The organism is Acidocella sp., from assembly GCF_052326845.1.
GTDB lineage: Bacteria > Pseudomonadota > Alphaproteobacteria > Acetobacterales > Acetobacteraceae > Acidocella.
Genome location: NZ_JBKQJR010000166.1, coordinates 1 through 26,050, shown reverse-complemented (window position 1 = coordinate 26,050; position 26,050 = coordinate 1). Strand labels below are relative to the sequence as shown.

The window sequence follows — 26,050 nt, the reverse complement described above, 5'->3', positions numbered from 1 at the left end:
CCTGCCGCGACTGGTTCCAGCTCTCGCTCAAGGAAGGCCTCACCGTGTTCCGCGACCAGGAATACATGGCCGACCAGTTCTCCGCCGCGGTGAAACGAATCGCCGACGTGCGCATGCTGCGCGCCACGCAGTTCCGCGACGATGCCGGGCCGCTCGCCCACCCGGTGCGCCCGGCGAGCTATCTGGAGATCAACAACTTCTACACCACCACCATCTACGAGAAGGGTGCCGAGGTGGTGCGCATGTACCGCACGCTGATGGGGCGCGAGGCGTTCCGGCGCGGCATGGCGAATTACATCCGCGAAAACGACAACTCCGCCGCCACGGTGGAGGATTTCTTCAGCGCCATGCAGGAGGCGGTGCCGGAGCACAACATCTGGCAGATCCTGCGCTGGTACGACCAGGCGGGCACGCCGGAGGTGACGGCGGAGGAAGTGTACACCCCGACCAACCGCAGCTTCATGCTCACCCTGCGCCAGTACACCAAGCCTACGCCCGGGCAGGACAAGAAACAGCCCTTCCTGATGCCGGTCACCATTGGGCTGCTGGATGCCGAAGGCCGCGAGCTGCGAACGGAAACGGTGATCTTCCATCAGGAAGTGCAGAATTTCGTGTTCTCGAATATCGACCTGCCCGCGGCGGTGTCGCTGTTCCGTGGCTTCTCCGCGCCGGTGAAGCTGAAGGGCCAGAGCCGCGAGCGCCTCGCATTCCTGGCGGCGAAGGACACGGATCTGTTCAACCGCTGGGACGCGCTGCAGCAATACGCCACCGCCGTGTTGCTGGATGCAGTGGCCGCGCACCAGGCCGGGCACGCGTTCAGGCTCGATGCGGGACTGCTTGAGGCCATGGCGGCCACGCTGCGCCAGGCCCCGCGCGACCCGGCCTTCACCGCCGAGGCGCTGTTGCTGCCCAGTGAGAGCCTGCTCGCCGATGAGATGGCGGTGGTGGACCCCGATGCCATCCACGCCGTGCGCGAGGCCACGCGGGCCGCGCTGGGCCAGGCGCTGCACGACAAGCTCAACAGCGCATACTGGGAATACGGCAAGGTGGACCCGGCGGACCATTCCGGCCCGGCCATGGGGGCGCGGGCGCTGAAGAACGCCGCCCTCGCCTACCTCGCCGCCGCGGGCGATACCTTCCGCCCCTGGGAGCAGTTCCACCAGGACGGCAACATGACCGACACGCTGGCGGCGCTGTCGCTGCTCGCCGACATGCCGGGCGAGAAGCGCAAGACGGCGCTCGCCTCGTTCTACGAGGAATGGCGCGGCATGCCGCTGGTGCTGGACAAATGGTTCTCGGTGCAGGCCCGCGCGAATGCGGCGGATACGCTGGAGCGGGTGCAGGCGCTGACACAGCACGAGGATTTCGACCTGCGCAACCCCAACCGCGTGCGCTCGCTCATCGGCGCCTTTACCGCCAACCAGGCCACGTTCCACGATGCCTCGGGCGCGGGCTACCGGCTGCTGGGCGATATCGTGCTGCGGCTCGATGAGACCAATCCGCAGATCGCGGCAAGGCTGGTCTCGGCACTCGGCCCGTGGCGGCGCTACAACGACACGCGGCAGGCTTTGATGCGCGCCGAGCTGGAGCGCATCCTTGCGCGGGAGACGCTGAGTTCCAATACTTATGAAATGGCGTCCAAGGCGCTCGGCTGAACAAAACCGAAGGAAAGATCATGATTGAACTTTATTACTGGACCACGCCGAACGGCCATAAGATCACGATTTTTCTCGAAGAGACTGGTCTTCCCTACAAGATCTTCCCCATCAACATCTCCCAGGGCGAGCAGTTCGACCCATTCTTCCTGAGCTTCTCACCGAACAACCGCATCCCCGCGATCCGCGACCTCGCCCCCGCCGATGGCGGCGAGCCGATCGGCATTTTCGAGTCCGGCGCCATTCTCGAATACCTCGCGGAGAAGACCGGCCAGTTCCTGCCGCGCGAGACCCGCGCCAAATACGAGGTGCTGGAATGGCTGTTCTGGCAGATGGCGGGGCTGGGGCCCATGGCCGGGCAGAACCACCATTTCGTGCAATACGCGCCGGAGCGCATTCCCTACGCCATGGAGCGCTACGTCAAGGAGACCAACCGGCTCTACGGCGTGCTGAACAAGCGCCTCGAAGGGCGCGACTATATCGCGGGCGCGTACTCCATCGCCGACATGGCCTGCTATCCGTGGATCGTGCCCTATGAGCGCCAGCAGCAGAAGCTGGAGGATTTCCCGCATCTGAAGGCGTGGTTCGAGCGCATGGCCGCGCGCCCGGCGGTGCAGCGCGCCTATGCCAAGGCCCAGGAGATCAACCCGAACCCAACCGTGACGCCGCAATCGCACGCGATCCTGTTCGATCAGACCGCCCGATGAGCCGGCTGCTCTACGATCTCGCCGGGGCGGATGAGGCCGTGCGCTTCAGCCCGTATTGCTGGCGTACCAAATTGGCGCTGGCGCACAAGAACCTCGCCTACGAGACCATCCCCTGGCACTTCACCGACAAGGACAAGATCGCCTTCTCGGGCCAGGGCAAGGTGCCGGTGCTGGTGGATGCCGAGAAAATCGTCACCGACAGCCAGGTCATCGCCGAATATCTGGAGACAACCTACCCGAATGAGGCCTCACTGTTCGGCGAACCGCCCGCGCGGCAGCTCACCACCTTCATCAAGGCCTGGACCGAGACCGTGCTGCATTCGGCCATCGCGCCCGTGGTGCTGCCGGATATCTACCTCCTGCTGACACCCGCGGACCAGGTCTATTACCGGCAAACGCGCGAGGGCTTTTACAAGCGCAGCCTTGAGGATTTCGCCACGCACCGGGCGGAAGCGCTGGGGCCGCTGAATGCCGCGCTGAAGCCGCTGAAGATCACGCTGGAGAAGCAGCCTTTCATTGCCGGGCTCGCGCCCAACTATGCCGACCATATCGTATTCGGCGCGCTGAAATGGGCGACCACCGTATCGTCGACGCCACTGCTGGAGCCTGGCGGCGCGTTGGAGCGGTGGATGGATGCCGTCCTGGAGACCTACGGGCTCGCGTAGTTCACGCGCAGTACCACGAACCAGTTCTCGCGGTTGCCCTGCAGCTCACCTGCGGCGTTGGTGTGCAGATGCTCCATCGTTACGGCGTCATCGACATTGCCGCCGACAATAGAGACCGTGCCTGCCCCGCCGCCGACGATGATGCCGCAATGCGCGGGAAAGCTGTCGCTCGTCGGCAGATCGGCAAAAGTGAGGTTGCTCGCCTCGTCGCGCGGGAAACAGGCGAGATCGCCCAAACGCGGCGCGTAGCTCGCCGGGTCCTCGGCATCGAGCAGCCCGTGTGTCTGGTGGCGTGCCGCCGCGTTGATATAAGTGGCGTGGTCCGGCGCGTAGGGGAAATTCCGCCCTGCCCCGGCGATGCGCATGACATAAGAGATGAACGCCGCCGACCAGGCGTAATCGCCATTCGCGGCGACCGAGAACACATGGCCCTCGCCGTCATGCTTGCCGGTCCAGCGCGAAGTGGGGTCGCCGGCATTCATGCCCTCCCACCAATATTCGCCGACGCGCTGCCACAGCCCCGGCTGGCGCTCGCCCATCGTGGCGTCCGTCTGCACGTAGCCGGCACCGCCGGTATCGTCCACGCGATTGCCCCAGAGCCGCCATTCATCCATCGCCACCGCCACGGCGGCGCTGCGCGAGAACGGCTCATAGGGCACGTTGGCGAAAGGCGGCGCGTGGTTCCGCACCGCGCAGCCGCTCAACAGCAGAAGGAGGGCGAGCCTACGCAACATCCTTGAACATCGCGGTCAGCGCGGCCTCGTTGGCGTCGCACAGCCCGCGCTCCGTAATCAGCCCGGAGACGAGCCGCGCAGGCGTCACGTCGAAGGCCGGGTTGGCCGCCGGGCTGGAGGTGGGGACGATGCGCACGGTGGCGATGGAGCCATCCAGCGCGCGCCCGGTCATGGTGGTGACCTCCGATGCCGCGCGCTCCTCGATGGGAATGTCGGACAGGCCGTCGCTGATCGTCCAGTCGATGGTGGAGGACGGCAGCGCGACCCAGAACGGCACGCCGTTGTCGCGCGCGGCCAGCGCCTTCAGGTAGGTGCCGATCTTGTTGGCGACATCGCCCGCGCGCGTGACACGGTCGGTGCCGACGATGACGAGATCGACATCGCCGCGCTGCATCATGTGCCCGCCAGCATTGTCGGCGATGACGGTGTGCGGCACGCCGTGCTTGCCCAGCTCCCAGGCGGTGAGCGACGCACCCTGGTTGCGCGGACGGGTTTCCTCGACCCAGACATGCACGTCGATGCCGGAATCATGCGCCATGTAAATCGGCGCCAGGGCGGTGCCCCAATCCACGGTAGCAATCCATCCGGCATTGCAATGGGTGAGCACGTTCACGCGGCGGCCATTCTTGGCACGCGAAGCGATGAGCGGCAGGCCGTGCTCGCCGATGGCGCGGTTCACCGCCACGTCCTCGTCGCAGATCTTCGCGGCTTCCTCATACGCGGCGGCGGCGCGGGCGGCGGGGGTGAGCGGCTGCAGCGCGTTCTGCATGCGCGTCAGCGCCCAGCGCAGGTTGATCGCGGTCGGACGGGTAGCGCCGAGCACCGCGAGCGCGTTGGCGAGGTAGGCGTCCGACGCGTCGGCGCGCATCGCCAGCGCCACGCCGTAAGCCGCAGAGGCGCCGATCAGCGGCGCGCCGCGCACCAGCATGGCTTTGATCGCATGCGCCATCTCTTCCATGGCGGTGAGGCGCACGAGGTCGACCGCCCAGGGCAGCTTGGTCTGGTCGATGATGCGGACCGACCAGCGGTCCAGTTCATCCACCCAGATCGAGCGAAAGGGCGTGCCGTCAATTTTCATGATCCGATATCCTAAAGTTTCTGGTGCAGAGCGCAGGCCAGGGTGAATAAGCGCCGCGCGGTCGGAAAATCAATCTCCACTTTCCCCTGGAGCCGCTCGATCATCAGCTCCGCACCCTCGTTGTGCAAGCCGCGGCGACCCATGTCGATGGCCTGGATACGCGCCTCGCGCCCCTCGGCCACGGCCTGGGCGTAAGAGTCGAGCAGCATCTGGTAATCCTTGATGAGCATCTTGAACGGGCCCATCGCCAGCATTACGGCCTGCACGGGCTTATCCTCGGCGTCGCGAATATCGAACACCATGCGGCCCTGCTGGATGGAGAGGTGCAGGATGCTTTGCAACTCCGACTGCGCGGTGGGGAAGAAGGAGTTCTCCTCGCGCAGGTCTTCCACCGCCTGGTCGCGGTCGGCCTCCTGCAAGGCGGAAAGCCGGTGCAGCGCCTCCCCTTCCAGCACAATCCGCGTCAGCCGTCCCCGTCCCTGCGTCATCACAGCCTCTCGCGTTTCAATCCGAGTTTCAGCAGGATACCGATGACCGCTCCCTTGGCCAAACGCAACGCGGCCATGCAAAGCAGCACCAGCAGCACCAGCAGGACCCCGGACATGACGATCCCGGGACGATAATAGCCCTTGTAGAAAAACACGACAAATAGCGCCACGAAGTGCAGCACCACGAGCATGGCGATGTAGGGGGGCGCATCGTCGGCCGGCATGTCCCCCAGCGGCGCGCCGCAATGCAGGCATGTTTTATGGACCTTGAGATAGCCGTCGAAGATCGGCGCCGCGTTGCATTGCGGACATCGCCCGCATATGCCGCGCCAGATCGTCTCCGGCCAATCCGGCATGTTGAATTCAGGCACCGCGCGCACGGCCTCCGGCGGCCAGCGTTCGAACTCGTCCTGCGGTTCAGGCGGTGCGGATGGATTGCTCATAGGATGAATGTGACGGCATCACCGGCAAATTCAAGCCAAAGGTTTTTGTTGCGGTATAGGCGCGAAACTCCCCGCGCGATGAGCCCTCGGCGCATGCGGCGCGCTTCATCATGCCGTTTTTTACCACTTGGAACAAAAAAAATGCGCGGCATGCGATGGTTAGTGCTGCTTTTTATTGACAGCAAACTACGGGAAGCAGAATAGCGAGTCTTGCGTGCAATGCGCGATTCGCGCCGCAACCGAGTCAAATCCCTGAACGGTCGAGTAGTCCGCACGCAAAAATAAGAAGGACGGCCTCTGGCCCGACAGAAGATTATCAAGCGCCGGACTGCAAGCAACCGAATCCCATAATATCTATCGAAGGAGCATCCCCTCGTGAGCATCGAAGAGACTAACGATACCAAACGCGCCCAGCCGCTCGCCGTGAGAGCGACGGCGAAGAAGGCCGCTGCTGCGAAGAAGCCTGCGGCGAAGAAAACCGCGGTGAAGAAGCCGGTCGCGAAGAAGGCCGCCGCGCCGAAGAAGGCTGCTGCGACCGCGAAGAAGACCACTGCCGCCACGAAGAAGGCCGCGACCGCGAAGAAGACCACCACCGCCGCCACGAAGAAGGCCGCGACCGCGAAGAAGACCACTGCCGCCGCCACGAAGAAGGCTGCGACCGTGAAGAAGACCACCACCGCCGCCGCGAAGAAGGCTGCGACCGTGAAGAAGACCACCGCCGCCGCGAAGAAGGCTGCAACCGCGAAGAAGACCACTGCTGCCGCCAAGAAGACCGCGACCGCGAAGAAGACCACCGCCGCCACGAAGAAGGCTGCGACCGTAAAGAAGACCACCGCCGCCGCCAAGAAGGCTGCGACCGTGAAGAAGACCACCGCTGCCGCCAAGAAGACGACAGCCGTGAAGAAGACCACCGCTGCTGCCAAAAAGACCGCGACTGCGAAGAAGACCACCGCCGCCGCCAAGAAGGCCGTGACCGCGAAAAAAACCACCGCTGCCACGAAGAAGGCCGTGACCGCGAAGAAGATCACCGCCGCCGCCAAGAAGGCCGTGGCCGCAAAGAAGCCCGTCGTGCGCCGTCCGCGCAAGATCGCCGAGGCTGCCGCGCCCGTGCCGGAGGCTGTGCCCGCGCCGGAACTGGTGGTGATCGAGATCCCGCAGGACGAGCCGGAAACCTCGCTGACCTGATCAACGCCCGACAGGACAGCACTACGAAGAATGCAGGGGCCGAAAACCCCTGCATTTTTTATTCGCTGGCCAGCCAGCCCTCGATCGGCCTGCGTGCGATATCGGCTTCCAGCAGCAGCGCGGTAAGGCTGCGCAGACCGGTTCCGTCGCCGCCGCTGTCGTGGTTGGGCCGGAATGGCCGGATGATACGCATGGCACCCCGGCCCGGCACTTTTTTCTTTCAAGCTTGCGCTCCCGCCAGGATAAGAGGATAACGCCCTCCGGGAGATCGGCGGCGGACAGCGCGTGCCGCCAACCTGGTCAGGGCCGGAAGGCAGCAGCCACAACGGATTTCGCATGGGTCGCTGTCCGGTCTCCCACCCTATACAAAAGCCAAGGTGAAGCGCCCCCCATGGGTTTGTTCGACGACGACGAGACAGACGCGCCGCCGCCGCCCGGGCCCTCGCTGTTCGGGGATGAACCGCAGGATACCGCGCCGAAAGCCGCCGCCTACCGCGTGCTGGCGCGCAAATACCGCCCTACCACGTTCGACGACCTGATCGGCCAGGACGCGCTGGTGCGCACCCTGCGCAACGCCTTCGCCATGAACCGAATCGCCCATGCCTTCATGCTCACCGGCGTACGCGGCGTGGGCAAGACCACCACGGCCCGAATCCTGGCCCGCGCGCTCAACTGCACCGGGCCCGGCGGCAATGGCGGCCCCACGCCCGACCCGTGCGGCGTATGCGACAATTGCAAGGCGATTCTCGCCGACCGCCACCCGGACGTGGTGGAGATGGACGCCGCCTCCAACACCGGCGTGGATGATGTGCGCGAGATCATCGAGGCGACGCGCTTCCGCCCGCTCTCCGCCCGCACCAAGGTGTTCATCATCGACGAGGTGCACATGCTCTCCAAGGCGGCGTTCAACGCACTGCTGAAGACGCTGGAGGAGCCGCCGCCGCACATCAAATTCGTGCTCGCCACCACCGAAATCCGCAAGGTGCCGATCACCGTGCTCTCCCGCTGCCAGCGCTTCGACCTGCGGCGCGTGGCCGTGGAGGTGCTGTCCGCGCATTTCACCCGCATCGCGGAAAAAGAGCATGTGGCCATCGCGCCGGGGGCCATTGAGCATATCGCCCGCGCGGCAGACGGTTCGGTGCGCGACGGCCTTTCGCTCCTCGACCAGGCCATCGCGCGCGGCGCCGAGGATGGCGCGGAAATCTCCGCCGCCATGGTGGCGGACATGCTGGGCCTCGCCGATCGCGGCTTCGTCTTCGACCTGATGGACGCCGTGGTGGCGGGCGATGCCGCCAAGGCGCTGGGCTATGCCGATGACGCCTATGAGCGCGGCGCCGACCCTGGCGTACTGCTCTCCGATCTGCTGGGCCTCGCGCATCTGCTCACGCGCATGAAATCCGTTCCCGCCTTGGCGAACAGCTCCGCCCTGCCGGAGGCCGAGCGCACACGCGGCACAGCGCTGACGCAGATGCTCTCCATGCCGTTCCTCGGGCGCCTCTGGCAGATGCTGCTGAAGGGGCTGCAGGAGGTGGAAGCCGCACCGGACAAGCGCGCCGCGGCGGAAATGATCCTGATCCGCCTGTGCCATGTGGCGGACATGCCGCCCCCGGGCGAGCTGATCAAGAAACTCACCGAGAACCCGGGCGCCAACATGAATGGCGGCCCCGCCCCCGGCCCGGGCGGCGGTGGCGGCGCGCGTGCCATGGCGGGCGGCGGCGCGGTGATGCAGGCCGCTCCGCGCAGCCTCACCTTCCAGGACGTGGTGGCCCTGGCGCAGCATAAGCGCGACGTGATGCTCTACGCGCATTTGCGCCAGTCGGTGCATCTGGTGCGCTTCGCCCCGCCGGTGATCGAGATACGGCTGGAACCCACCGCCCCGCGCGACACGGTACAGAAGCTGGCCCGGCTTCTGGAAGCGGAAACCGGCAAGCGCTGGACCATCGCACTCTCCAACCTGCCCGGCGAGCCGACCATCGACGAGGCCGAGGGCGTGGCCACCGCCGCCGCGCGCGATGCCGCGCTGGCGCATCCGCTGGTGCAGGCGATCCTCGCCGAATTCCCCGGCGCACGGGTGGAAACGCCGATCACCCACGAACCCGAACCCGAGCCACCCGCCGATTGGGCGGCGCTGATACCACCAGACGAACTCTACGAAGGAGAGGATTGATGAAGAACCTTGCCGGCATGATGAAGCAGGCCCAGCAGATGCAGCAGAAGATGGCCGAGATGCAGGCCAAGCTGGATGCCACCGAGATCGAGGGCGTTTCCGGCGCCGGGCTGGTGCGCGTCACGCTCACCGGAAAAGGCGTGCTGAAGGGGCTGAAGGTTGACCCGAAGCTCGCCGACCCGGCCGAGATCGAGATGCTGGAAGACCTCGTCATCGCCGCACATGCCGATGCCAAGGCCAAGCTGGATGCGCTGATGGAAGCCGAAACCAAGAACGCCATGGGCGGACTCAGCCTGCCGGCGGGGCTCAAGCTGCCGTTCTGATGCGAAGCCCAAAGCCGTCATTGCGAGCCCGCGCAGCGGGCGAAGCAACCCATCTTTCCAGGACCATATTGGAAGATGAATTGCATCGCTCCGCTCGCAATGACGGAGTCGCCTGATGGGCGGGACTGAGCTCGAAAACCTCTTCGCCCAATTCGCCCGCCTGCCGGGGCTCGGCCCCCGCAGCGCGCGGCGCATTGTGCTGAAACTGCTAAGCGAACGGGAAACCCGGCTGCTGCCGCTGGCCGAGGCCTTGCGCGAAGCTGCCGCCGCGGTGCGCAGTTGCTCCATCTGCGGCAATCTGGACACGCAGGACCCGTGCGCGATCTGCGCCAACCCGCACCGCGAGAAGCGCATCTGCGTGGTCGAGGGCGTGGCGGATATCTGGGCGCTGGAGCGCGCGCATGTGTATCGCGGGCTGTACCACGTGCTGGGCGGCACCTTGTCGGCCATTGCGGGGCGCGGACCGGAGGATCTGGCCATCGTACCGCTGCTGGCAAGGGTTGAGCGGGACCGGCCGGACGAGATCATCCTGGCCTTGCCCGCCACGGTGGACGGCGCCGCCACCGCGCATGTGCTGGCCGACAAGCTGAAGCCCTACGGTATTCCCGTCTCCCGCCTGGCCCAGGGCGTGCCCATGGGCGGCGCGCTGGAGGTGCTGGACGAAGGCACGCTGGCCACGGCGCTGCGGGCCCGCAGCCCCGCTTGAGCGGCGCTGCAACTTCCCCCATACCCGCGCGCATGAGCACGCTTGACCCCGCGGACTGGTCCGCCCTTCGCGCCCTTGGCCATAAAATGCTGGACGACATGGTGGACCATCTCGCCGGCATCCGCGAGAAGCCCGTGTGGCAACCCATGCCGCAACAGGTGCGCGGGAGCTTCACCGCTCCCCTGCCCGCCTCCGGCACCGCGCCTGAGGCGCTGTACGAGGCTTTCCAGGCCAGCATCCAGCCTTATGTGAGTGGCAACACGCATCCGCGCTTCATGGGCTGGGTACATGGCGGCGGCAATCCGGTTTCCATGCTGGCGGAGCTGCTGACGGGCGCGATGAACGCCAATTGCGGCGGGCGCGACCATGTCGGCATCGCGGTCGAGCGTCAGGTTATCGCCTGGGCGGCGGAGATGCTCGGCATGCCCGCTTCCACCTCCGGCGTGCTGCTCACCGGCTCGTCGATGGCCAATTTCGTCGCCGTGCTCTGCGCCCGGTACAAGGCTCTTGGCGCAGAAGGACGGCGCGAGGGCGTGAACGGCCAGAAGCTCGTGGCCTATGCCTCGGCGGGCGTGCATCGCTGCGTGCCGGGCGCCATGGACATGGCCGGGCTTGGCTCAGACTCGCTGCGGCGCATCCCCGTCGATGCCGCGTTCCGCATGGACCTCACCGCGTTGCGGGAAACCATCGCCGCCGACAAAGCCGCCGGGCACAGGCCGTTCCTCATCGTCGGCACGGCCGGTACCGTGGATGTCGGCGCGTTCGACGATCTCAACACCCTGGCGGACATCGCGGCGGCGGAGAATTGCTGGTTCCACGTGGATGGCGCGTTCGGCGCGCTCGCCGCGCTCTCGCCCACGCTGACGCCGCTCACCAACGGCATCGGCCGGGCGGATTCGGTCGCTTTCGATTTCCATAAATGGGCGCAGGTGACTTACGATGCCGGCTGCGTGCTGGTGCGCGACCGCGAGATCGAGCTTGCCACCTTCGCGCAGGCAACGAATTACCTCGCTGCCGCGCAGCGGGGCCTGGCAGGCGGTTTCCTCTGGCCTTGCGATCTGGGCCCGGACCTCTCACGCGGCTTCCGCGCGCTGAAGGTGTGGATGACGATCTCCGCCTATGGCAGCGACGCACTCGGCGGCATCGTGGACGACACATGCGCCCTGGCCCAGCGGTTGGCCGCGCACGTAAACGCCAGCAAGCGGCTGGAACTTCTGGCACCAGTGAAGCTGAATATCGTTTGCTTCGGGATCAACGGATTCACCGACGCGCAGACCGCGGATCTGGTGGCGGATTTACACGAAGAGGGGACATTCGCCCCCTCCACCACCACCATCGGCGGGCGCCTCGCCATCCGCGCCGCGATCGTCAACCATCGGACAACCGCGGCGGATATCGACGCGCTGGTCGAGGAGATTTTACGCCGGGTTTAATGCCAGCGGCCACGGCCGCCCCAGCCCCACCAGCCGCCAACCACCACCGGCGCCGGCGCGACATAAACCGGCGATGCGTAATAGCCCGGCGCGTAGCCATAGCCGGAGGGATAATACACGCAGCCCGCCAGAGACGCGCCAGCCAGCGCGACGGCCGCGATGCGCGCCAGCGCGCGTGATGAAACTTTTATAGTCTTGTTAGCCATACCCTGATCCTTGCAATCATCGCGGCGCAACACCGCTCAGTTTCTTCTTCCGCTATTTTTTGGGCGGGTTTGCGGCAATACACGCGCGGAATTTTAAAACATTGTAACATCGTGCCACGGTTTTGCCGCCGTTCCGCGCTATGTGCAGATCAACAATGAACGGATCCGCCATGCAACGCACACGCCTTTCTCTACGCGGTGTTCTCGCCCTCACCACGGCTCTCGGGCTTGCCTTGCCCGCCAATGCCCAAGACAACAGCGCGCCGCCCGCGCGCGTTGGCCAGCTCACCGGGATTTCCGGCGATGTTTCCTATAATGGTGCGGGCTCGAACGGTCAGTGGACAACCGCCAGCAACAACTACCCGATCACCGCAGGCGACTCCTTGTTCACGCAGGGCAGCGGCGAAGCCTCCATCGCGGTCGATTCCAGCCGCGTGACGCTCGCGCCGAATACCGAGCTGCAGGTGACGCAGCTGGACGACAGCGACTTCACCGCCACCGAGAGCCAGGGCGAGGTGTTCCTGAACCTCACGGCGCTGCAGCAGGGGCAGGATTTCAACATCAACACCCCGCGCGGCGAGGTGAGCATGGCCACGCCCGGCCAGTACGAAATTCAGGCCGGGGACGCGAACAGTCCTGCCGTCGTCAACGTGTTTTCCGGCGAGGCCACTGCGGGCGGCGAGCCTGTCTACGCTGGCCAGGCCGCGTATCTCTCCGGCAGCGGACAGCCCGAGGTCACGCAGGCGCAGCGCGACGAGTTCGCCGACCATGTGATGGCGGAACTGGCTCCGCCGCCCCCGCCCTATGCGCCACCCGCGGTACAGCAAATGACCGGCGTGGATGACCTCTCCGGCTACGGAACCTGGGACGACTCGCCGCAATATGGCGCCATCTGGTATCCGGATGTCGGTCCCGGCTGGGCACCATACAGCAACGGCAATTGGGCCTATGTGGCGCCCTGGGGCTGGACCTGGGTGGACAACGAGCCCTGGGGCTTCGCCCCGTTCCATTACGGCCGCTGGGCTCATATCTATGGCCGCTGGGGCTGGGTGCCCTGCGGCTACGCCTCTGGCGGCTACGTGGCGGAGCCGGTTTACGCCCCGGCGCTGGTGGCCTTCTTCGGGCTTGGCCTAGCCGCGGGTATCACCGTCGAGGCGCTCTCCCAAGGCGATATCGGCTGGGTGCCTCTGGGCCCGGGCGAAGCATACTATCCGCACTACCACGCCGACCGGGATTACTTCCGGCGCATCAACCGGATGGATACGCGCGACCCCGGGCGGCTCGACTTTGACCACCCGCCCGCTTTCGGCAACTACACGAACCGCAGCGCCGCACTGTACGGCCCGGCCAGCGCCATCTCGCATGGCGAGCAGGTGAAGCATTACGCCCAGCCGGTGCCGCATGAGATGTTCGGGCAGGCGAGGCCGGTGGGTCAGCAACTGCCCGAGGGCGTGCGGCCGCAATTCACGCCGCGCCCAGCCCCCGCACCCCAGGGGGCGCGTATGCCGGCACCCGGATTCCACCCGCAGGGCGGGCAGGGTTTTGCGCCTCAGGGGCAACAGCAGCCTTATCATCCGCAAGGCCAGCAGCAATTCCACCAGCAGCAGATGCCCCAGGTGCCCCCCCCACAGGAGCAACCGCAGCGCTCGCAGCCGCAATTCCATCAACAGCAGCCGCAAGGCTTCGCGCCTCACGAGGAGCAGCAGCCTTATCATCCGCAAGGCCAGCAGCAATTCCACCCGCAGCAGATGCCCCGGGTGGTCACCCCACAGGAGCAACCGCAGCGCTCGCAGCCGCAATTCCATCAACAGCAGCCGCGAGGCTTTGCGCAACCAATTCAGCAGCCGCATGAGGAACCACAACCGCAATTCCACCAACAGGCGCCGCAAAGCTTCGCGCCGCCGCAGCAACCTCAGATCCACCAGGAACAGCCGCAACAGCCCCATCCGCAAGGCGGGCAGCCGCAGCCCCATGAGGAACACCAGGGGCAACAGAATGGCCAGCATGGCAGCCAGTATCCGCATTAACGAGGCTTGACGCTTCGGCAAGGCTTGCGATGATCGCATCATGAGCCTTGCCACTGAGCATCTTGCCGCGGCCGACCCGGTACTCGGCGCGTTCATCGCCCGGGTGGGCAGGCTGCCGCCCCGCCCGGTGGACCATGCCGAGCCTTACGAGGCGCTGCTTTCGGCGGTGGCGCACCAGCAACTGCATGCACGCGCGGCAGGAGCGATTCTGGGGCGCCTGGAAGCCTTGTGCGGCGGCACCTTGCCCACCCCCGCCGCGCTGCTGGCCCTGGAGGACGAAGCACTGCGCGGCTGCGGCTTCTCGGCCAGCAAGATGGCGGCGCTGCGCGATGTGGCGGCAAAGGCGGCGGATGGCACCATCCCTACCCGAGGGCAGGCACACCGCCTTGCGGATGACGAACTGATCTCGCGGCTGACCAGCATCCGCGGTGTCGGCCGCTGGACGGTGGAGATGCTGCTGATTTTCACCCTCCGCCGTCCGGATGTGTTCCCCGTGGACGATTTCGGCGTACGCGAGGGTTTTCGCGTGCTGCACGGGCTGGAGGCACAGCCCAAGCCAAAGGCACTCGCGCAAGTCGGCGAGGTTTTTGCGCCTTATCGCACGACGGCCGCGCTGTATTTGTGGAAGGCGTCGGACTTACAAAAGCTGGAGTTGAAGCGCTGAATGACTGAGAGCCAATACACCCCGCCTTTGCCGGGCCGTGCCAGCACGCAATGCTTCTGCTGCCACTCAACTGATCTTGAAAGGGAGTGGGCAGCCACTTCACCATTCTTCGCGCAGCGCGCTCTGTGTCGCCACCCCCAAGCCATCATGCTGATCAAATGTCTTGGCTGCGGTACACGCTATTTCGATTTCTCGCCCACGAAGGATGAACTCGACCGGCTCTACGCCGGTTATCGTCGCAGCGAATATTTTGTCCAACGCAATAGTTTTGAGCCTTGGTACACGCGCGCGGTCAACGATGATCTTGGCGCAGAAGTACAAATGCAAATGCGGCGGGCTGTATTACGCGACGCCTTGGAAGAGCATGGTATCACAAAGCACTTCGAGAACATCCTGGACCACGGCGGCGACAAAGGGCAGATGCTCCGCGAACTACGCGCAAAGACAAAGGCTGTTTATGACATCTCCGGCGTTCCGCCGGAGGAGGGCGTCATCGCGCTAGACCAAACCCAGATTAAAGAAATACCTTGGGATTTAATTTTATCATGCCACGTCCTTGAACATTTGCCTGACCCGCAGTCATATCTCGAAGAGCTTGTCGCCCTCGGCCGGCCAGGTACAATATACTTTTTCGAAGTCCCGGATGAAAGCTTTCGCAGCTTTGGGCTCAGTGCTTCATCCTTGCAAAAGCGTTGGATCGGCTGGCTCGCCAAGCGAATATTCGCGTTTAAAGTTTTTGACTTTTTATCAACAGCTTGCCGGGTTAAGTTGCGGGTGCTTCCGCCATTGGGTTTCGTGGCCCTACGCGAACATCTGAGTTTCTTTTCAACCTTAGGAATGAGCAGATTGTTCCAGGAGAACCAGTTAAAGATCCTTTCAGTAAAAATTCGCGCGAGTGGCCATATCTGCGCGGTTGCGATGAAGGCCGCGGCTAACTGACCCCAGAGTGTGTGGCGCTATCCTGAGGCACAGCATAAAACACCGTGTCAAATGCATTGAGCGCATGCTGGCGAAGATACAATTTAGCATAGGGCGCCAGCTCCGTGATGGTTTGCGCCAGCACCCATAAATCCTCCGGCCGGTGATACGCGCTCACGGCCAGATGCGGCCGTGCCGCCGCAATGGTTTTGCGCATGCCAAGCAATGCTGAGTGTTCAGCGCCCTCGATGTCGAGTTTTATATAATCCGGGCTTAGGCCATGCATAACGTGATCCAGCGCGACGCATGGCACGGTCATTTCACCGGAGCCTTTGCCAAGATGCGAGGCCGCTCCCTCATTCGCGGCAAACTGCACCTGCATGAATGTTTCACTCAAGCCGCAGGGAAACAGCGTTGACGCAGCAGGTTGTGTCGCGGCAAATGCCGTAAGCGCGATGAAATTTTTTGGATCAGGTTCAAAAGCGATCCACTTTTTCACGGCCACATCTCGTGACAACAAATAGCTGAATGTGTCCCCGATATAGGCGCCGCCATCGACAAAACAAATCGGATCCGGAAAATTCAGCAGCCCGTCAGGCATATATTGTTGCGTTATGTCAGCGGGTGGATAATCCGCTGGATCGCCGGTTATGCGGTAGCGAACCAAGGCAGCCAGAACCGAAACGCTCTCGTTATCGGCCAGCAAGTGCGCTGCGCTACGAATGTCCGCAAAATGCTCCATGGTGAATTGCCGTGTCGTGAGCCAGTAATTATCTGCGTCCGACCCGAGTGCATCCGGCAAGTCGGCGTTCCATAGAATTTCGCGGAACGCATAGGCGCGGCCAAAAGCGATGATTTCAGCCGGCGCGACCGCCTGGTTGTGCACGCCAATGAGCAGGCATTTTCCTGCTGTGTCCGCGTCGCGCAATGCCGCTGGGTTTATGGCCGGTGTCCCGTCGATCTCTTCGCCCTCCAGCCTAAATTTACGGTCGATGATCCCGAGGCAAGGAATATCCCGGTCTTTCAGCAAGGCAAGAATCCGCCTGCCGTAACTGCCCGCGCCGTAAACGTAGCACCCGCCCGAAATCACGCGCTGCAGATAAGCTGGCGTGCGGCGTGCAACGAAGGCGGCGAGTTCGGCCTCCAGGTCAGAGAAAATCTGCTCGGTGTTCATGCTGCGGCCAACCCCGTTGAAAGTTGAGCGGATCATCGCAGCCTGCGTTTGCACGTCAAGGCACCGCCCTCAAAACAAAAAACGGCACCCTGCGGCGCCGTTTTGTAAAAGATGGATTGCTTCGGGGGCTTTCGCCCCCTCGCAATGACGTAATCAGGCCGACTTCGACATGATCTCGTCCGCAACGTTGCGCGGCACCGGATCGTAGTGGTGGAACTGCATGGTGAAGGACGCGCGGCCCTTCGTCATGGAGCGCAGGTGCGAGATGTAGCCGAACATTTCCTTCAGCGGCACATGCGCGCGCACGAGAACGGTGGAGCCGGAGCTCTCCTGGTTCTGGATCATGCCGCGGCGGCGGTTGAGGTCGCCCACCACGTCGCCCACATGGTCGTTCGGGGTGGTGACTTCCACGTCCATGATCGGCTCGAGGATGATCGGGCTGGCCTTCTTCATACCTTCGCGGAAGCAGGCCTTGGCGGCGATTTCGAAGGCCAGGGCGCTGGAGTCCACGTCGTGGTACTTGCCGTCCACCAGCGAGTAGCGGAAGTCCACGGTGGGGAAGCCCGCGAGCACGCCGGTATCGGCCTGGTTCTTGATGCCCTTTTCCACGGCCGGGATGTATTCCTTCGGCACCGCGCCGCCGACGATCTTGTTCTCGAAGTGGATGCCCTCGTTGCGCTCCAGCGGCTCGAACACAATCTTGACTTCAGCGTACTGACCCGAACCACCAGACTGCTTCTTGTGGGTGTAGGTCTCGGTGTGCGCCTTGGAGATCGTCTCGCGGTACGCCACCTGCGGCGCGCCGATATTGGCATCCACGCCATACTCACGGCGCAGACGGTCGATGATGATTTCCAGGTGCAGCTCGCCCATGCCGGAGAGGATGGTCTGGCCGGTTTCCTGGTCGGTCTTCAGACGCAGGGAGGGGTCTTCACCCGCCAGCTTCTGCAGGCCGAGGGTCATCTTCTCGACGCCTTCCTTGGTCTTCGGCTCGACAGAGATGTCGATCACCGGCACCGGGAACGCCATGCGCTCCAGCACCACCGGGTCCTCGGAGGAGGCCAGGGTGTCACCCGTGCCCGTGTCCTTCAGGCCGACGAAGGCCGCGATGTCACCGGCGACGACTTCCTTGATTTCCGCGCGCTTGTCCGCGTGCATCTGGAACATGCGGCCGATACGCTCGCGGTGGCCCTTGGTGGTGTTCATCACGGTGTCGCCGGATTTCAGCGTGCCGGAGTAAACGCGCACGAAGGTCAGCGTGCCGTACTTGTCGTTGATGATCTTGAACGCGAGGCCGGAGAACGGGGCGTTCGGGTCAGCCTTGATGCGGCGTGCGTTCGGGTCTTCCTCCTCGCCTTCCGGCGGGGCGACCTTGATGCCGGGCACGTCAACCGGGCTCGGCAGGTAGTCGAGCACGGCGTCCAGCAGCGGCTGCACGCCCTTGTTCTTGAAGGCGGTGCCGCACAGCACGGGGCGGAAGGCGCCGGTGATGGCGCCCTGCTTGATGCAGCGCTTCAGGGTCTCGACGGAGACGTCGCCCTTCTCGAAATACTCTTCCATCGCCACGGTATCGACGGAGAGAGCGGTGTCGAGCAGGTTCTGGCGGTACTCCTCGGCCTTCTCCTTGAGGTCGGCCGGAATTTCCTCGTCATGGAACTTCGCGCCCAGCTCGCCGCCTTCCCAGATGATCGCCTTCATCTCGACCAGGTCGACCACGCCGAGGAAGTTTTCCTCGATGCCGATGGGCAGCTGCAGCGGCAGGGCCACGATGTCCAGCTTCTCCTTCAGCGTGTCGAAGGCGCGGTAGAAATCGGCGCCGGTACGGTCCAGCTTGTTGATGAAGATGATGCGCGGCACGTTGTAGCGGTCGGCCAGGCGCCAGTTGGTCTCGGACTGCGGCTGCACGCCGGCCACGCCCTCGATGATGAACACCGCGCCGTCGAGCACGCGGAGCGAACGGTTCACCTCGATGTTGAAGTCGATATGGCCCGGGGTGTCGATGATGTTGATGCGGTGGTCTTTCCACTCGCAGGTCACGGCGGCGGAGGTGATGGTGATGCCGCGCTCACGCTCCTGGTCCATGTAGTCGGTGGTGGTGTTGCCGTCATGGACTTCACCGATTTTGTGGGACACGCCGGTGTAGTAGAGGATGCGCTCCGTGGTGGTGGTCTTACCCGCGTCGATATGCGCGGTGATCCCGATATTCCGGATCTTGTTAAGGTCAGTCTCAGCCATCAGTGCCTCCACGGGCGGGGAAAAAGGTCAAACACGTAGTACGCCACCCGGATGGAATAGCGCTGCTCGGGCGGCTTTTGCGGCAGCGCGCGGCTTTTGGCAAGACCAATTTGGCAAGACCAAGACACGGCACGCCCCGCGCTGTTGCCTTTTGTAATAAGCCGTCACGCGGTCGCGCGATATAAGAGCGGCATGAATGAAGCAAGTTTTATCGCGGCGACACATTTCGGCTTTGGTCCCGGACCGCAGGATGGCCCGAGCGGCGATGCGCGCGGCTGGCTGAAGGCGCAGCTGCAAGGGCCGGACCCCGGGCTGGCTTCAGGCGCCTTCGCCGGGCTGCCCACGGGGCAACAGGCGGTGGACGTGCTGCGGGCGGACGCCATGGCGCGCAAGGCGCTCAAGGAGCAAGGCCTGCCGGAAAAAGGCAATTTCCACTCCCAGGCGCGCCCCCTGTACGAGCAGGACGCCACCGCTCAGATTAACTTCGCCGCCACCACCCAGGCCCCGTTCCGCGAGCGCCTGGTCTGGTTCTGGGCCAACCATTTCTCCGTCAGCGCCCAGCAGAACCAGGCCGCCCCGCTCATCGGCCCCATGCTGCGCGAGGCCATCCGCCCGCATGTCACCGGCAGTTTCGCCGGCATGGTGCAGGCGGCGGAGCGCCACCCGGCCATGCTGCGCTATCTGGACAACGACGTTTCCATCGGCCCGGACAGCCGGGCCGGGCAGCGTACCGGGCGCGGCCTGAATGAGAATCTCGGCCGCGAGTGCATGGAGTTGCATACGGTGGGCTTGGCTGCCGGGTACACCCAGGCGGATGTCACCGCCATGGCCAACATCCTCACCGGCTGGAGCATCGCCCCCAGCGACAAGGGCAGCGATTCCACCGGGTTCCTCTATCGCCCCTTCGCGCATGAGCCAGGAGCGCAGACGGTGATGGGCCAGGTATTCGATGGCGGCGAGCAGGCCGGCATCGACGCGCTCAATTTCCTCGCCACCTACCCGAGCACCTACAACCTGCTGGCGAAGAAACTCGTGACCCATTTCGTCGCGGATAATCCGCCGCCGGATGCAGTGGCCCGGATTTCCGGCGCGCTGCGCGACACTGGGGGCGATCTCGGCGCCGCCTCAGCCGCGCTGGTGGATCTGCCACAAGCCTGGACGCCGGGGCAGAAGCTCAAAACCCCGTTCGACTATGTCATCTCCACATTGCGGGCCGCGCCGCCGCCGCCGGACCAGCCAGCGCCAAAGCTGTTGGCGATTCTGAGCGGCCTCGGCCAGCCGGCCTGGGGCGCGCCGCTGCCAAATGGCTGGCCGGATACAGCCGCGCCCTGGGCCGGGTCGGATTCGGTCACCTCCCGCATCGACTGGGCCTACACCTATGCCGGGCGCTTTACCGATTCCGGCGCGGCGCCGATGGATGTGGCGCAAGCCGCTCTCGGCCCGCTGCTGCGCCCGGCCACCCTCGCCGCCATGCAATCCGCCGGCTCGCGCCGCGAGGCGCTGACACTCTTCCTCACCGCGCCCGAATTCCAGAGGAGATAGACATGCCCAGCCTTTCCCGCCGCGCCACATTGCTCGGCCTCGGCCTGACAACCACCCTCGGGCGCGTCAAACTCGCCCTGGCCGACGCCCCCACGCAAAAACGCTTCGTCGTGGTGCTGCTGCGCGGCGCGCTGGACGGCATGTCCTCCGTCGTGCCCTATGGCGACGCCAATCTGGCGAGCCTGCGGCCTGAACTCATCCCGCCCGCCCCCGGCCAACAAGGCGGCATGCTCGACCTCGGCGGGTTTTACGGCCTCAACCCCAACCTGCCCAACCTCGCCGCCATGTACCAGGCGGGAGAGCTGCTCCCCATTCACGCCGTGGCCGGGCCGTACCGCACGCGCAGCCATTTCGAAGCGCAGGATCTGCTGCAACTCGGGCTGGAGGCGGACAACCCCGGCATCACGTCCGGCTGGCTCAACCGGGTTTTAGCCGAACTCCCCGCGCGCAACGGCCCGGCCCTTATGGGCATCGCCGCGGGCATGGGCACGCCGCTGCTGCTGCAGGGCCCGGCCCGGGTGGATTCCTACGCGCCCGAGCATTTCGCCAGCCCGTCGCCGGACCTCGCCGCGCGGATCGCGGCGCTGAATGCGGGCGACCCGCTCACCGGCCCAGCCATTAGCGACGGGATGCAGGCGGCGAGCCTCGACCAGTCCATCATGAGCGACGACGCCGCCAGCGCGCCAGGCGATGCGCCGAACCGCGGCGGCGCCTTCCCGGCCCTGGCCGCCAAGGTCGGGCAGTTGCTGGCCGCCGATGACGGGCCGCGCATCGCCGCCTTCCAGCTCGAAGGCTGGGACACGCACGGCAACCAGGTGGCGGGACTGAAGACGCCGCTCACCGGGCTGGATCAGGGGCTGACCAGCCTCAAGACCACGCTCGGCCCGGCCTGGGCGCAAACCTGCGTGCTGGTGATGACGGAATTCGGCCGCACCGCGGCGATGAACGGCACCAAAGGCACCGACCACGGCACCGCCACCGCCGCCTTTGCCCTGGGCGGAGCGGTGAACGGCGGGCGCGTTGCCGCCACCTGGCCGGGGCTCGCGGCAGGGCAGCTGTTTCAAAATCGCGACCTGGCGCCGACGCTGGACATAAGGTCCGTGGCCAAGGGTGCGCTGGCCCAGCATCTGGGGCTTTCCGCTCCAGCCCTGGCACGTGTGTTTCCGGGCAGCAGCGACGCCGCGCCGCTAAGCGGGATTATCCGCGCCGCGTAACCCGGATTAGTCCGGCTCGCCCTGCACCGGCGCAACGCCCTGTGCCGCGATCAGGTCCGTGGCCTCGGCGGTTGCCGCCTCGATGGCCGGGATGTCCGAGCCCTTGGCCACCAGCGTCACGCCCCATTTGTCCTCGCGCTTGAACGGGTAGCTGCCGACATCGACCTGCGGGAAGCGGTCCTGGATCTCGCCCAGCCCGGCGGCGATGGAGCCTTCCAGCACGCCGATGCCGTACACGGCGCGCATTTCGATCCGCTCGCCGCGCGGCAGCTCTTGCTCCAGCGCCAGGAACATCGACTGCATGATGCGCGGCACCCCAGCCATCACATGCACATTGCCTATGGTAAAGCCGGGCGCGATCGAGGCCTCGTTCTTTATCGGCACGGCGCCCTGCGGCATCGTCGCCATGCGCAGCCGGGCGTCGTTCACGTCCTCGCCCCAGCGCTCGCGCATGATCGCTGCCGTCTCCTCATGCAGCACCCAGGGCACGCCGAAGGCGGCGGCGATGCACTCGCTGGTGATGTCGTCATGTGTCGGGCCGATGCCGCCGGTGGTGAAGACGCAGGTATAGGCGGCGCGCAACTCGTTCACCGCGCCGATGATGCGCGCGGGAATGTCCGGCACCACGCGCGCCTCCTCCAGCTTGATGCCGAGATCGGCGAGGCGCTTGGCGATGAACTGGACGTTCACATCCTGGGTACGGCCCGAGAGGATCTCGTTGCCGATGATCAGGATCGCGGCGGTGGGGTTTTTCATAGAAAGTCCCTCAACATCGGAATGAGCGGCCGGTCGGCCGGGGGCATCGGGTACTCCACCAGGCGGTCCGGCGCCACCCAGGCCAGGGCTTGGCCCTCCTTGGCCTGCGGTTCGCCCTTCCAACGGCGGCACAGGAATACCGGCATCAGCAGATGAAAACTGTCATAAGCGTGGGAGGCGAAAACAAAGGGGGCGAAATCCTTGGGGTTGGTCTCCAGCCCCAGCTCCTCGCGCAACTCGCGGGCCAGGGCGGCCTCGGGGGGCTCGCCCGGTTCCAGCTTGCCGCCGGGGAATTCCCACAGCCCCGCCATCTTCTTGCCCTCGGGCCGACGCGCCAGCAATATCCGGCCCTGCGAGTCGATGAGCGCCGCGGCGGCCACCAGCAGCACCCCACCCTTCGGCGCCTCCGCCGCCACGCCGGCGGCGAGCAGCTCGCGCTCGCGGGTGAAATGCTTCACCGGCAGTTTCTGCCCCGGGCGGCACATAAAGCTCTTCACGCCCTTGCTGATCTGGGTGAAGCCCATATGCCGCAGCACGGCCATGGAGGCCTCGTTATCCGCCGCCACCGTGGCGGTGACATGCGAAAGCGGCAGCGCCGCGAAGGCCCAGTCCAGCAGCCGCCGCGCCGCCTCCAGCGTGTAGCCCTGGCCCCAATGCGCGCGGCCAAGCCAGTAGCCGAGTTCGGCCGTTTTCTGCCCCTTGCCGAAGCGCAGCCCCGCCACGCCAACGAGAGCGCCGCTCTCGGCCTCCACCAGGGCGAATTGCTCGGCCCGGTGCGCCTCGCGGTCCGCCGCCGCGGCCTCGATCCAGTCTGCCGCCAGCTGCGCCGGGTAGGGAAAGGGCGCATCCGGCAGGCGGCGGCAGATTTCCCAGTCATTAATAAGCCGGTGAAAATGCTCCGCATCGCCCGCATGCAGGGGGCGCAGCACCAGCCGCGTGGTGCGCAGCACGGGGCCGGGGGGCGGCGCGGTCTCCGGCATCGGCGAATCGAAGAGGTCTGGCATACGCTCAGCTGTTTAGCGTGCTGTTGATCTTCCCGCCAGGACTGGGCAAGCATACTGCGCATGAACGCGGAACCCGACACCAATACGCTGATCATGGCCCAGATGGGCGCCAAGGCCCGCACCGCCGCCGCCATGCTCGCCCGCCTGCCAGCCGGCACGCGCGACCACGCGCTGCGCCAAGCCGCCGCCATGCTGCGCCGCGACGCGCCGCAGATTCTCGCCGCCAATGCGCGGGACATGGAAGGCTTCAAGGGCAGCGCCGCCTTCGGTGACCGCCTGATGCTGAACGAGGCGCGGGTGGAAGCCATGGCGCGCGGGCTGGAAGAGGTCGCCGCCCTGCCCGACCCGCTGGCCCGATCCTTAGGCGAATGGACCCGCCCCAACGGGCTGACCATCTCCCGCGTGCCGCAGCCGCTCGGCGTGCTGGGCATGATCTATGAGAGCCGCCCCAATGTCGGGGCGGATGCCGCCGCCATCGCCATCAAGTCCGGCAACGCCATCATCCTGCGCGGCGGGTCGGAGAGCTACCATTCGGCCAAGGCCATCAACGCGGCGCTGACCGAAGGCTTACGCGCCGCCGGGCTGCCCGAGCATGCCGTGCAGGTGGCTCCCAGCACGGACCGCCGATTCGTCACCGCCATGCTGCAAGCCTCGGGGCTGCTGGACCTCATCATCCCCCGCGGCGGCAAGGCGCTGGTGGAACTGGTGCAGAAAGAGGCCCGCGTGCCCGTGCTGGCGCATGCCGAGGGGCTGAACCACACCTATATCCACCGCTCAGCCGATTTCGCCATGGCGCGCGCCGTGCTGGCCAACGCCAAGATGCGCCGCACCGGCGTTTGCGGGGCGACCGAGACGCTGCTGATCGACGCCGCCGTGGCCCCCGCGCTGCTGCCGCTGCTGGTGGCTGACCTCGCTGGCCTGGGCTGCGCCTTCAGGGCCGATGAGGCCGCGCGGGCGATCTGCCCCACCCTACCGGCGGCGGCTGAGAAGGATTTCTACACCGAGTGGCTGGACGCGGTGCTGAGCGTGAAGATCGTCTCCGGCGTGGACGAGGCGCTGGCGCATATCGCCAGGCACGGCAGCGAGCACACGGACGCCATCATCACCCAGGACGCAGCGGCGGCTGAGTATTTCCTCGCCAACATCGCCTCGGCCGTGGGCATGTGGAACGCCTCCACCCAGTTCTGCGATGGCGGGGAGTTCGGCTTCGGCGCCGAGATCGGCATCGCCACCGGGCGCATCCATGCGCGCGGGCCGATCGGGCCGGACCAGCTCACTACCTTCCGCTACGTCGTACGCGGCACGGGCCAGGTGCGGCCCTGAGAGACTGTCCCCAAACTCTACTCCGGCGGCCATCCACGGCGCTTTTCTGCGCTTCCGGTGCTCACGTGCTCAACGTACGCTCCGCTCACTGCATCAGCGTGCTCGAACCAGTGGCGCACGCTTCGCAGCTCGAAAAACACCGCAGCTGACTCACCGGAGCGAGTTTTGAGACAGCCTCTGAACATCCCGCGTTTCGGCCATCGCCGCCGGATTCGGATCGGCCTGCTCGGCGGCTCCTTCAACCCGGCGCATGAAGGTCACCTGCATGTCGCGCGGGAGGCCTGCCGCCACGCAAGGCTGGACCAGCTCTGGCTCATGGTCTCCCCTGGCAACCCGCTGAAGCCCGCCGCCGGCATGGCGCCGCTGCCCGAGCGCTTGGCCACGGCGCGGCGCATCGCCGATGGGCGGCAGATCATCGCCACGGATATCGAGGCGCGACTCGGCACGCGCTACACGGCCGATACGATGTGCGAGCTGAAACGGCGCTTCCCCGCGGCCCAATTCGTCTGGCTGATGGGGGCGGACAACCTCGTGCAACTGCCCCGCTGGGACCGCTGGCGCCGGATCATGCGCGCCATGCCGATGCTGGTTCTGCCGCGCCCGGGGGCCACGCGCCGGGCGCTGGCCTCGCAGGCTGCCAAAGCATATGGAAAATATCGCCTTCCGGCGCGCGCTGGGCTATGCCTTGCAACGGCGGAGTCACCTGCCTGGATTCTCCTGCCGGTAAAGGAGAATCCAGTCTCAGCCACAGAGTTGCGCCGGAAAACAAAAGGAGCGTCGCCATAACCCGTCCGCCGACCCGCAAAACCCCCGCCCGGGGCGCTGCCACCACCGCCGCCCCGCGCAAGCGCGCGCCCAAAAAGGCCGCCGCACCTGCCGAGGCTCTGCCCGCCATGCCCGGCACGCCGCGCAAGAAGGCCGCCATCGCCGGGCCGAAGGGCAAGAAAACCGCGCCCAAACAGCCCGCGGAACAGCTTGAGCGGCTGCAGGCGCTCATCGTCGCCACGCTCGAGGACGACAAGGCCGAGGATATCGTGGCGCTGGACCTCGCAGGCCGCGCCAGCTTCGCCGACCGCATGATCATCGCCACCGGCCTTGCCGACCGGCAGATCTCGGCCATGGCCACGCATCTGCACGAGAAGCTGCACGAGGCCGGGTTCGGGAAGCCGCTGACGGAAGGCGCGAACGGCACCGACTGGGTGCTGATCGACGCTGGCGACATCATCGTGCATCTGTTCAAGCCGGAGGCGCGCACGCTCTACGGGCTGGAGAAGATGTGGTCCGCCGAGCTGGATGAGGCTGACACCGAAGAGTGAGGCTGCTGGCCGTCGGCAAGGCCGGTGGCGATGATCATGCGGTCGGCGAAGCTGGCGCGGCCTGCGAGGTCCAGCGCCACGATATCC

General features: G+C 65.6%; 26 protein-coding genes, 1 other RNA gene and 1 pseudogene. 17 read left to right on the top strand and 11 right to left on the bottom strand.

Annotated elements, in window-relative coordinates; translation table 11 throughout:
• The 3 genes from ACLPJJ_RS11385 to ACLPJJ_RS11375 form a co-directional block, all read left to right on the top strand.
• The coding region (locus ACLPJJ_RS11385; RefSeq protein WP_443591094.1) for a DUF3458 domain-containing protein at window positions 1-1,655 on the top strand (1,655 nt) is incomplete at its 5' end.
• 20 nt (window positions 1,656-1,675) lie between these two features.
• Window positions 1,676-2,362 (top strand): glutathione binding-like protein, encoded by a 687-nt coding sequence (locus ACLPJJ_RS11380; protein WP_443591093.1) that lies wholly within the window; start codon window positions 1,676-1,678, stop codon window positions 2,360-2,362.
• Window positions 2,359-3,027, top strand: coding sequence for a glutathione S-transferase N-terminal domain-containing protein (locus tag ACLPJJ_RS11375; RefSeq protein WP_443591092.1), 669 nt, complete (start codon window positions 2,359-2,361; stop codon window positions 3,025-3,027). The genes ACLPJJ_RS11380 and ACLPJJ_RS11375 overlap by 4 nt, the downstream gene beginning before the upstream one ends.
• Here the strand turns inward: ACLPJJ_RS11375 and ACLPJJ_RS11370 are convergent.
• From ACLPJJ_RS11370 to ACLPJJ_RS11355, 4 genes are read right to left on the bottom strand one after another with little or no spacing between them, the layout of a single operon-like run.
• Window positions 3,012-3,761, bottom strand: a complete 750-nt coding sequence (locus ACLPJJ_RS11370) for a DUF2272 domain-containing protein (protein ID WP_443591091.1) — start codon at window positions 3,759-3,761, stop codon at window positions 3,012-3,014. The genes ACLPJJ_RS11375 and ACLPJJ_RS11370 overlap by 16 nt on opposite strands.
• Complete coding sequence (gene mtnA / locus ACLPJJ_RS11365) at window positions 3,751-4,839, bottom strand: S-methyl-5-thioribose-1-phosphate isomerase (protein ID WP_443591090.1); 1,089 nt, start codon at window positions 4,837-4,839, stop codon at window positions 3,751-3,753. The genes ACLPJJ_RS11370 and mtnA overlap by 11 nt, the downstream gene beginning before the upstream one ends.
• 11 nt (window positions 4,840-4,850) lie before the next feature.
• Window positions 4,851-5,327, bottom strand: coding sequence for a UPF0262 family protein (locus ACLPJJ_RS11360; RefSeq protein WP_443591089.1), 477 nt, complete (start codon window positions 5,325-5,327; stop codon window positions 4,851-4,853).
• The gene (locus ACLPJJ_RS11355) at window positions 5,327-5,770 is read right to left on the bottom strand and encodes a DUF983 domain-containing protein (RefSeq protein ID WP_443591088.1); all 444 of its coding nucleotides are present in this window, start codon (window positions 5,768-5,770) and stop codon (window positions 5,327-5,329) included. Before ACLPJJ_RS11355 ends, ACLPJJ_RS11360 begins: the two co-directional genes overlap by 1 nt.
• A gap of 375 nt (window positions 5,771-6,145) precedes the next feature.
• On the opposite strand from ACLPJJ_RS11355, the gene ACLPJJ_RS11350 reads away from it, so the two are divergent.
• The gene (locus ACLPJJ_RS11350; protein WP_443591087.1) at window positions 6,146-6,955 is read left to right on the top strand and encodes a hypothetical protein; all 810 of its coding nucleotides are present in this window, start codon (window positions 6,146-6,148) and stop codon (window positions 6,953-6,955) included.
• Window positions 6,956-7,013: 58 nt separating this feature from the next.
• Here the strand turns inward: ACLPJJ_RS11350 and ACLPJJ_RS11345 are convergent, their stop codons facing one another.
• Window positions 7,014-7,148, bottom strand: a complete 135-nt coding sequence (locus tag ACLPJJ_RS11345; protein ID WP_443591086.1) for a hypothetical protein — start codon at window positions 7,146-7,148, stop codon at window positions 7,014-7,016.
• Between the two features lie 69 nt (window positions 7,149-7,217).
• On the opposite strand from ACLPJJ_RS11345, the gene ffs reads away from it, so the two are divergent.
• The 5 genes from ffs (at window position 7,218) to ACLPJJ_RS11320 (ending at window position 11,584) form a co-directional block, all read left to right on the top strand.
• An RNA gene (ffs, locus tag ACLPJJ_RS11340) (signal recognition particle sRNA small type) lies at window positions 7,218-7,316 on the top strand.
• A gap of 30 nt (window positions 7,317-7,346) precedes the next feature.
• Window positions 7,347-9,122 (top strand): DNA polymerase III subunit gamma/tau, encoded by a 1,776-nt coding sequence (locus ACLPJJ_RS11335; RefSeq protein WP_443591085.1) that lies wholly within the window; start codon window positions 7,347-7,349, stop codon window positions 9,120-9,122.
• Window positions 9,122-9,445, top strand: coding sequence for a YbaB/EbfC family nucleoid-associated protein (locus tag ACLPJJ_RS11330; protein WP_443591084.1), 324 nt, complete (start codon window positions 9,122-9,124; stop codon window positions 9,443-9,445). Before ACLPJJ_RS11335 ends, ACLPJJ_RS11330 begins: the two co-directional genes overlap by 1 nt.
• A 115-nt stretch (window positions 9,446-9,560) precedes the next feature.
• Complete coding sequence (recR, locus tag ACLPJJ_RS11325; RefSeq protein ID WP_443591083.1) at window positions 9,561-10,151, top strand: recombination mediator RecR; 591 nt, start codon at window positions 9,561-9,563, stop codon at window positions 10,149-10,151.
• 32 nt (window positions 10,152-10,183) lie between these two features.
• Entirely contained in the window at window positions 10,184-11,584 is a 1,401-nt protein-coding gene (locus ACLPJJ_RS11320; RefSeq protein ID WP_443591082.1) for a pyridoxal phosphate-dependent decarboxylase family protein, read from the top strand.
• Here ACLPJJ_RS11320 and ACLPJJ_RS11315 read toward each other — a convergent pair.
• Window positions 11,581-11,790 carry a hypothetical protein gene (locus tag ACLPJJ_RS11315; RefSeq protein ID WP_443591081.1) on the bottom strand — a complete coding sequence of 70 codons (210 nt, stop codon included), beginning with the start codon at window positions 11,788-11,790 and terminating at the stop codon, window positions 11,581-11,583. The two genes, ACLPJJ_RS11320 and ACLPJJ_RS11315, sit on opposite strands and share 4 nt — an antisense overlap.
• A 170-nt stretch (window positions 11,791-11,960) precedes the next feature.
• Between ACLPJJ_RS11315 and ACLPJJ_RS11310 the strand changes: the two genes are divergently transcribed.
• The 3 genes from ACLPJJ_RS11310 to ACLPJJ_RS11300 are packed head-to-tail and all read left to right on the top strand — an operon-like array spanning window position 11,961 to window position 15,420.
• Window positions 11,961-13,817 (top strand): DUF6600 domain-containing protein, encoded by a 1,857-nt coding sequence (locus ACLPJJ_RS11310; RefSeq protein WP_443591080.1) that lies wholly within the window; start codon window positions 11,961-11,963, stop codon window positions 13,815-13,817.
• Window positions 13,818-13,857: 40 nt separating this feature from the next.
• Window positions 13,858-14,481: a DNA-3-methyladenine glycosylase family protein gene (locus ACLPJJ_RS11305; protein WP_443591079.1), complete on the top strand. Its 624-nt coding sequence runs from the start codon at window positions 13,858-13,860 to the stop codon at window positions 14,479-14,481.
• Window positions 14,482-15,420, top strand: coding sequence for a class I SAM-dependent methyltransferase (locus ACLPJJ_RS11300; RefSeq protein ID WP_443591078.1), 939 nt, complete (start codon window positions 14,482-14,484; stop codon window positions 15,418-15,420).
• Here ACLPJJ_RS11300 and ACLPJJ_RS11295 read toward each other — a convergent pair.
• Window positions 15,413-16,627 (bottom strand): FkbM family methyltransferase, encoded by a 1,215-nt coding sequence (locus tag ACLPJJ_RS11295; protein WP_443591077.1) that lies wholly within the window; start codon window positions 16,625-16,627, stop codon window positions 15,413-15,415. The genes ACLPJJ_RS11300 and ACLPJJ_RS11295 overlap by 8 nt on opposite strands.
• A gap of 99 nt (window positions 16,628-16,726) precedes the next feature.
• Window positions 16,727-18,808: an elongation factor G gene (gene fusA / locus ACLPJJ_RS11290; RefSeq protein ID WP_443591076.1), complete on the bottom strand. Its 2,082-nt coding sequence runs from the start codon at window positions 18,806-18,808 to the stop codon at window positions 16,727-16,729.
• Between the two features lie 192 nt (window positions 18,809-19,000).
• Here fusA and ACLPJJ_RS11285 point away from each other — a divergent pair, with 192 nt between their 5' ends.
• Window positions 19,001-20,350: a DUF1800 domain-containing protein gene (locus ACLPJJ_RS11285; RefSeq protein WP_443591075.1), complete on the top strand. Its 1,350-nt coding sequence runs from the start codon at window positions 19,001-19,003 to the stop codon at window positions 20,348-20,350.
• A gap of 2 nt (window positions 20,351-20,352) precedes the next feature.
• Window positions 20,353-21,564 (top strand): DUF1501 domain-containing protein, encoded by a 1,212-nt coding sequence (locus tag ACLPJJ_RS11280; RefSeq protein WP_443591074.1) that lies wholly within the window; start codon window positions 20,353-20,355, stop codon window positions 21,562-21,564.
• A gap of 6 nt (window positions 21,565-21,570) precedes the next feature.
• Here the strand turns inward: ACLPJJ_RS11280 and ACLPJJ_RS11275 are convergent, their stop codons facing one another.
• Window positions 21,571-22,320, bottom strand: a complete 750-nt coding sequence (locus ACLPJJ_RS11275) for a competence/damage-inducible protein A (RefSeq protein ID WP_443591073.1) — start codon at window positions 22,318-22,320, stop codon at window positions 21,571-21,573.
• A complete protein-coding gene (mutT, locus tag ACLPJJ_RS11270) occupies window positions 22,317-23,324 on the bottom strand; it encodes an 8-oxo-dGTP diphosphatase MutT (protein WP_443591072.1) in 1,008 nt (335 codons plus the stop codon). Before mutT ends, ACLPJJ_RS11275 begins: the two co-directional genes overlap by 4 nt.
• Before the next feature lie 60 nt (window positions 23,325-23,384).
• Here mutT and ACLPJJ_RS11265 point away from each other — a divergent pair, with 60 nt between their 5' ends.
• The 3 genes from ACLPJJ_RS11265 (at window position 23,385) to rsfS (ending at window position 25,963) form a co-directional block, all read left to right on the top strand.
• Window positions 23,385-24,647, top strand: coding sequence for a glutamate-5-semialdehyde dehydrogenase (locus ACLPJJ_RS11265; protein ID WP_443591071.1), 1,263 nt, complete (start codon window positions 23,385-23,387; stop codon window positions 24,645-24,647).
• Window positions 24,648-24,812: 165 nt separating this feature from the next.
• Complete coding sequence (locus tag ACLPJJ_RS11260; RefSeq protein ID WP_443591069.1) at window positions 24,813-25,433, top strand: nicotinate-nucleotide adenylyltransferase; 621 nt, start codon at window positions 24,813-24,815, stop codon at window positions 25,431-25,433.
• Between the two features lie 107 nt (window positions 25,434-25,540).
• A complete protein-coding gene (gene rsfS, locus ACLPJJ_RS11255; protein WP_443591068.1) occupies window positions 25,541-25,963 on the top strand; it encodes a ribosome silencing factor in 423 nt (140 codons plus the stop codon).
• A gap of 5 nt (window positions 25,964-25,968) precedes the next feature.
• Here rsfS and ACLPJJ_RS11250 read toward each other — a convergent pair.
• A pseudogene (locus tag ACLPJJ_RS11250) lies at window positions 25,969-26,050 on the bottom strand (ribosome silencing factor); the annotation flags it as partial.